Consider the following 6,323-nt stretch of genomic DNA (forward strand, 5'->3'; position numbering starts at 1 on the left):
GGTGCACTTCTACTGTTGGTGAGCAAGGCCTTGCTGGTCACCGCGCTGGTGCGTAGAAGCGGCATCTCGGCCATGACCGCGTGGCAGACCGGGTTGCTGCTCGCCGTGGGCGGCGAGTTCGGCTTCGCCCTGCTCGCCATTGCCCTCGACGCGCAAGTGATTGGCGTCGAACTCGGGCAGATCGTCTTGACCTCTGTCCTTTTCTCGATGATTGCTGGAGCGCTGCTGATCCGCTTCAATCAGACCATCGCGCGCCGCCTGGTCAGCATTCGGCGCAACGCAGAGCCAGAAGTGCCCAACATGGCGATCGATGAGTCGAATCCACCGGTGTTGATCGGCGGCTATGGACGCGTCGGACACACCATCGCCGTCCTGCTGCAAAACAGCGGCATCCCATGTGTGGCTTTTGATGTTGACCCGAAACGGGTAGCGCAGGGACGCGCCGACGGAAACCAGGTGCTCTACGGCGACATTTCCGATCCCGAGTTGATGGTGGCGATTCACGTCGAGCGCACTCCCTTGGTCATCCTCACTGTGGACGATTCGGTAATTGCCTTGCGGACGGTGGCGTTCCTACGCAGCATCGCCCCGCACGTACCAATAGTCGTGCGCGCCAGGGATCTGGCTGCAACTTCGCAGTTACTCGCTGCCGGAGCCACGCACGCATATCCGGAAGCAATTGAAGCGAGTCTGCGCCTGGGCGCGACAGCGATGAAAATACTGTGCGTACCGGACAATGATATCGAGCTGATTGTCCAGGGCGTCAGGGACTGGGACTACCAGCCGGTGCTTGAAGACGAGCACGTGCAATAGAAGCAAGTTGCTCATGCCGACGCATGGCAATGTGATCCTGCTCGGTGGCGTCCGGGGTGGGCAAGGCGCCGGTAAAAAAGCGCCGTCGTACCAGCATCCGGCACCCCCTGATGGTCGATATCGAAGCCTATCAAGAAATGAACGCTCAGCGAGCCGCAACGAGGGTGTCGCAACGTGCCTCGGCCAGGACATGCTTTGTGACGCTGCCAAGTAACAGTTCCTCGACCATGCCGACACCGTGCTTGCCGAGAACGATCAGATCGGCACCCTCTTCTTCCTGCTGCTGCAGGATCACCGCAGCTGCGTCACCGTGGATGACCTGTTGCTGCCAACTGGCGGGTATCCCGGCTTCGCGTGCGCTCTGCTTCAAGCGCAGGAAAACTTCTTGATGCTCCTTGGCCGCGTAGCGCTTGATCATGTCGTCATCGACACCGGCAAGGCGCATCTTGCCTTCGAAAGGGACGTCGTAGGCGTGCAAGAGAATCAGTCTCGCACTCGGAGCGACAGCCTGTGCCAGGCGGATGGATTGCATCGACCACGGCGAACAATCCACCGCCACGATGACTTTACGGTACGGCTCGCGGGGCGCCTGCCTGACCAGCAGAATTGGCCGCCGCGTGAGCCCCAACAAGCGCTCGGCGGTTGCCCCGAGCAGCCAGGCGCGCATACCACTGGCGCCGCGAGCGCCGATGATCAACAGCGCGGCGTTGAGCAGCTCCGCTTGCATGCCAATGCTATCGAGCACGGCTCCTTCAAGCAGATGATGACCAGCGCTGACGCCGAGTGTTTCTCCGACTTCGCTGGTCAGTTGCGACAGAGCCTCGCGCGCCTGCTCGCGTACGCGCCCCTGCGCGGCCTCACCATCGTCATGGAACAAGCGGCGCAGTTCGTCGAGCGACCCCCTCTCCAAAACATGCACCAGTTCAAGCCGGGCCCCGGCCTGTTGGGCGAGCATCGCTGCGCGCTGTGCAGCATGGCGCGACGGCGCCGAAAGATCGGTGGCGACAAGCAGGGTTTGCAGGCTGTTCATGAGGTGTCCTCTGAGTGGCTGAGTGCTTCGGTGATCGTCTGCGCAGCATGGTCGGCAGCATCCAGGAAGGGATTGATGACCCTGTTTACACCGGCAAGGCGCAGTGCGCGCACGTGTATTTCATCGCGCATGGCACCGGCAACGTGACTGGCCGGTCGCAACCCCTCGAAGGCGAGTATAGCAAGGCTGCGGCTCACCTCCACGGTAGACAGGGTGGTGACCACCCGTTCTGATCCCCATCATCGAGGCCGGCTTGACCGACGCGAAGCTCTCCGCCGAAAGAGCGGCACTGATGGCGTCTGTCCGACAGGCTGCTACCAGCCAGATGACGAGCCTTCGCGGTGTGTCGTACCCCCATGAACTCCACGCTCTTCCTGAATCGCTAGCTTGACCTGGTCTTGGCGAACACAGCCCACTGGATTTTCATGGTTTGGTCCGGCTTCCTGGTGACTTCTTCGCTTTGACGAGGAGGGTTTTAATGTGAAAGTCGCGCAAGCGACTCACAAACCTCCCTTCTCCCCTTGCCGGAGAAGGGTCGGGGGTGAGACGGGAAATTCTGGGCGCATGCGCCCAGCCCGTCGAACGATTCCGGCGTGCAAGCCGGAATGCGCACTGCAAGTGGAGGGAAAACAGTCATGACTCTCATGATCCGGGGCGTCTCGATTGCCATGACCGTTAGCCAAGGGCATGCTACTTGGCCAGCGGCCGCCAATGAAGGGGTTCGGAGTGCGGCGGAATGGAAAGCTTTACGAGCTATTCTCTGCGGCGTGCTGTGTGGTCGAAGCGTTGGCGACAGGCTGCCGTTTGCGCGTTTTCACGCTCTTCAGATTGACCTCAAACGGTAAGCAGCCTGCCAAACGCAAGAAAAACGGGGGCCGGTTGGCCCCCGCACTTTCCTGCATCAATAGATCAATAGACGTCGTGCTGGGTGTTGAAGACGTTGAACTTGCCGGTCGGCGTGATCAACTCCGGATCCTTGATCACGGCTTTCAGCTTGCGCGTCTTGTCGTCAACGACGACCAGCGCCGAATTCTTGTCCTTGGCGCTCCACACCGAGAACCAGACCTCATCGCCGGCCACGTTGTACTCGGGCTGTTAGCGGCTGTGTAGATCCGCAGAAATCTGGCGGCACTAAATGGCGGCGGAATTTGGCGGCGAAGTGTGCGATGTGACGTATACGAAACAGGGGCCCGGCGGGCCCCTGAGTCTTGAGAGTGTTGATTTTGGTTAGAACGGCGGATCGCTGACCCGGACATCGCGGCGTGTCACGCGATCCTCTCGGAACTTGGCCTGCAGAGCGAGCTCGTAGTGCGCCCAGATCCGATCGCGCAGATCATCAAGCAACTCGATGACCGCCAGCGCCTGATCAGGCGACCAGCGAGAGTCGATGAGCAAGTCGAGACCGTCATGCAGGCCGGACGGCGGATGAGAGTGCTTCACGCCGCCGCCTTCGCCGAGCGCTTCCTGGATCTGGCGGCGGCCTGTTCCTGGGCCTCCTTGCGCCGATACGACTCGCCCTTGATGGCGAGTATCTCGGCGTGATGGACCAGGCGGTCGATCATCGCCACCACGCAGCTCGCCCCGGGGAAGACCTCCGGCCATTCCGAGAACGATTTGTTGGTCGTAATCAAGGTGCTCTTCTTCTCGTGACGCCGGTTGATCAGCTCGAAGAGCAAGTCCGCGTGGCGGTTGGAGTAAGAGAGATAGCCGACCTCGTCGATGACCAGTAAATCAGGTGCCGCATAGCGACGCAGTCGGTAACGCAGCGCCGAGTCACTGTCCAGGCCGGCCAGATCACCGAGCAGCTGCCCAGCGGTGGCAAACAACACCGTGTGCCCTTCCAGGATTGCCTGATGCGCAATGTTCTGAGCGATCATCGTCTTGCCCAGGCCGCTGCTGCCGACCAGGAGGACGTTGGTCGCCGCCGGCAGGAAGTCCAGCGTCATCAGTTCGGCGATCGCCCGCTGATCACACTGCTGCGGCCAGGCCCAGTCGAAATCGGCCAAGGGCTTGAAGCGCCCGATATGGGCGCAGCGCAGCCGCCGTTCGAGCGAGCGACGGGCGCGTTCGCTTTCCTCCCAGGACAGCAAAGGATCCAGCCAGGGCTGCTCGGCACACTCGGCCCAATGCGCGAGGAGGCCATGCAACTGCAAAGCGGCCGCCCGTTGGCGGTGGGTGTCATTCGTCATCCGGCGTCCCTTCCATCAGCTGATCGTAGTCATCAAGCTTGTGCGGGCGCACCGGGACATCCCGCCGTTTCAGGTGCTCCGGCAAAGGCACCGCCAGCGGCGGCGGTTCCGCCTTCGCCTGCCGGCGCTTCTCCAGGGCCAGCCGAACCGCATTGGGATGCGGCACGCCCCGCCACAGGGCGTCGGCAATCGCCGCCGTCAGTTCGGCCACGCCGTAAGCTTCCAGCAGCTCAGTCAGCGCGCGCACCGTGCGTCCCAGCGGTTCGCCCCTGTCGACCGCTTGCGTCAGCAGCTCGCGGCTCGTCGGCACCGCCTGCACCAGATGATCGGTGCCGCGATGCGCGCTCGCTTGATGCTTATGCGCGACCAGGGTCGCGATATGTTCGGGGACTTCGATCTGTTGCCGGCGGTCATAACTGCGTCGATGCGTCGCGACCACGGTCTGGCCATCGAGGATGCGTACCTGATCCAGGCGGGCAGCGACCGTCAGCGTGCGCGCCACGCAGGTATGCGGGATCGAGTAGTCATTCAGGTCGAAGCGCACGTAGGGCGTCTTGCCGGCGCAGACGGCCTTGACCTCGTCGGTCGGGAAGGCGTTCCCCGGTAGCGTCAGCAGGCGCGTTCGCTCCTGGTCGAAAGCCTCATGCACCGTCAGCGCCTCGTCCTCCGGGCAGCGCCGCTCACCCGCAGGCCCGCTGACCCAAGCGTCGGCCTGGGCATTCAAATCGTCCACATCCGTGAAGCGGCGGCCGGCGAAGAAGGCATCGCGGATAAAACGCACGGCCCGCTCGACGCGTCCCTTCTCATTCCCCCGCGCCACCGCCACAGGGCGCGGATCGAAGCGGTAGTGACTGGCCAGGGCCAGCAGCGTCGGATGAAAGCGGATGACCGAGCCCTGGCGTTCAAGGACCGCGCTCTTGAGATTGTCGTACAGGGCGACCCGCGGGCAGCCGCCCCAGGCGGTCAGCGCGCCGACGTGGCCACGCAGGAAATTCTCCATGTAGGCGCCGAGATAGAAGCGCAGGAAGATCTGCCGCGACCAGGAGAGGACAGCGACGAAGGCCATCAACGGCCGGCGTGCCCGACCGATTTCCAGGTGGCCGAAGTGACCCCAGTCGACCTGCATCTGTTCGCCCGGCAGGGTGCGCAGGCGCAGATAAGCTTCGGCTTTCGGGCGCGGTCGGTGGCGGGCGATCAGGTGCCGGAAGTGATCCGGGCGTCCCGGATACCCGCGACCCTTGACCATGTCGTACACGCGGGAGGCGCGTAGGCGCGGAAACTGCGTCAAGGTTTCGAGGATGAACGGCAGGTAGGGATCGATCGCCGAAGGGCGGCGAACGGGTTCGAGTGCCGGCAAGCCGGCTTGGGCGAGCACGCGGGCGACGCTGTCGCGATGCACGTGCAGTTGGGTCGCGATGGTGCCGATACGCCAGCGTTCGGCGTGGTAATAACGCAGGATCTGCGCTTCAATCTCGGGGCTGAGAGTCATGTCTTCTCCGGTCGGGTGGGTGACGGCGAATCCGACGCTGCAGAAAGTCCTGGCGCACCCCGTCCGGCAAGGGACGATGACAGCGACAGCAGTGCCCTGGCAGGGGTGCGACCGGCAACGTCGGTTCAAAGGGGAGTTGATCAGGAGCGACCCTGGGTGGGGAACCCTGATGCGTCACTTTCTGCTGCCGGGCTCGGTAACGGCGCTGGCGTTCGGCATGGGCGTGACGACCGCGGCGGCTGTCTTGATAGCGGCGACCCGAAGCACCGGTGGCCTGTCGGCGTGCCTGGTCGGCACACTGCGCGGTGCAGTAGCGATGGCCACGATCACAGTGGCTGCAAATGAGCACAGCTGTGCGGCAAGCGGCGCACAGGTAACGTCTTCCAGGGAGATCCATTGGCCGTCCCGGCCAATGGGAATCTGACGGCGAGGTGCGCTTCGTGAAATACTAGGCAGGCAACGTCGCCACTGTGGAGGCTACGGGGCGCGGCATCGGGTCTGGCTTCGCGGTTGGGACCGGTGTCGCGCCTGCCTTTCCACCGGCCGCCCGGCTTTCTACCGCATCGGCAACGCGAACGCTACTGCCACGGGGGTTATGCCGGGCCGCAGATCAGATCCCCTTGAAACCCCATGAGTCGATAGCCGACGGCGCTCCCCGATCCCTGGTCGCCCATTCCTGCCGCGCTTCGCTTGCCAGACGACGGTTTGCTGCGCAACCCGTCCGCCGGGACTGCCGCCGGCAAACCGGAAAACCGGCATATACATGCTTGGCTGAAAGTCAAAAGCGAAAGCAAACCGACTG

8 protein-coding genes and 1 pseudogene are annotated in these 6,323 nt (G+C 63.2%); 3 read left to right on the forward strand and 6 right to left on the reverse strand.

What is annotated here, in order from left to right; genetic code table 11:
• Positions 1-813: NAD-binding protein (locus E4Q23_RS22715; RefSeq protein WP_211203911.1), on the forward strand; the 813-nt coding region annotated here is incomplete at its 5' end.
• A gap of 145 nt (positions 814-958) precedes the next feature.
• Here the strand turns inward: E4Q23_RS22715 and E4Q23_RS22720 are convergent.
• Complete coding sequence (locus tag E4Q23_RS22720) at positions 959-1,843, reverse strand: universal stress protein (protein WP_169068690.1); 885 nt, start codon at positions 1,841-1,843, stop codon at positions 959-961.
• Between the two features lie 14 nt (positions 1,844-1,857).
• Between E4Q23_RS22720 and E4Q23_RS22725 the strand changes: the two genes are divergently transcribed.
• Positions 1,858-2,076 (forward strand): hypothetical protein, encoded by a 219-nt coding sequence (locus E4Q23_RS22725; protein WP_169068691.1) that lies wholly within the window; start codon positions 1,858-1,860, stop codon positions 2,074-2,076.
• A gap of 676 nt (positions 2,077-2,752) precedes the next feature.
• On the opposite strand, the pseudogene E4Q23_RS22730 reads toward E4Q23_RS22725, so the two are convergent.
• The 4 genes and pseudogenes from E4Q23_RS22730 to istA form a co-directional block, all read right to left on the reverse strand.
• Positions 2,753-2,938, reverse strand: a pseudogene (locus E4Q23_RS22730) (cytochrome D1 domain-containing protein); the annotation flags it as partial.
• 132 nt (positions 2,939-3,070) lie between these two features.
• Positions 3,071-3,283 carry a hypothetical protein gene (locus tag E4Q23_RS22735; protein ID WP_169068692.1) on the reverse strand — a complete coding sequence of 71 codons (213 nt, stop codon included), beginning with the start codon at positions 3,281-3,283 and terminating at the stop codon, positions 3,071-3,073.
• Positions 3,280-4,032 (reverse strand): IS21-like element helper ATPase IstB, encoded by a 753-nt coding sequence (gene istB, locus E4Q23_RS22740; protein ID WP_169068693.1) that lies wholly within the window; start codon positions 4,030-4,032, stop codon positions 3,280-3,282. The genes E4Q23_RS22735 and istB overlap by 4 nt, the downstream gene beginning before the upstream one ends.
• On the reverse strand, positions 4,022-5,521 hold the full coding sequence (gene istA, locus E4Q23_RS22745; RefSeq protein WP_169068694.1) for an IS21 family transposase: 1,500 nt from the start codon (positions 5,519-5,521) through the stop codon (positions 4,022-4,024). The genes istB and istA overlap by 11 nt, the downstream gene beginning before the upstream one ends.
• Before the next feature lie 169 nt (positions 5,522-5,690).
• Between istA and E4Q23_RS22750 the strand changes: the two genes are divergently transcribed.
• A complete protein-coding gene (locus E4Q23_RS22750) occupies positions 5,691-5,945 on the forward strand; it encodes a hypothetical protein (RefSeq protein WP_169068695.1) in 255 nt (84 codons plus the stop codon).
• Between the two features lie 169 nt (positions 5,946-6,114).
• Here E4Q23_RS22750 and E4Q23_RS23380 read toward each other — a convergent pair.
• A partial coding sequence (locus E4Q23_RS23380) for a hypothetical protein (protein ID WP_211203912.1) occupies positions 6,115-6,323 on the reverse strand: 209 nt, incomplete at its 5' end.

The sequence above is a fragment of the Candidatus Accumulibacter phosphatis genome (assembly GCF_012939955.1).
In the GTDB taxonomy this organism is placed as follows: Bacteria; Pseudomonadota; Gammaproteobacteria; order Burkholderiales; family Rhodocyclaceae; genus Accumulibacter; species Accumulibacter delftensis.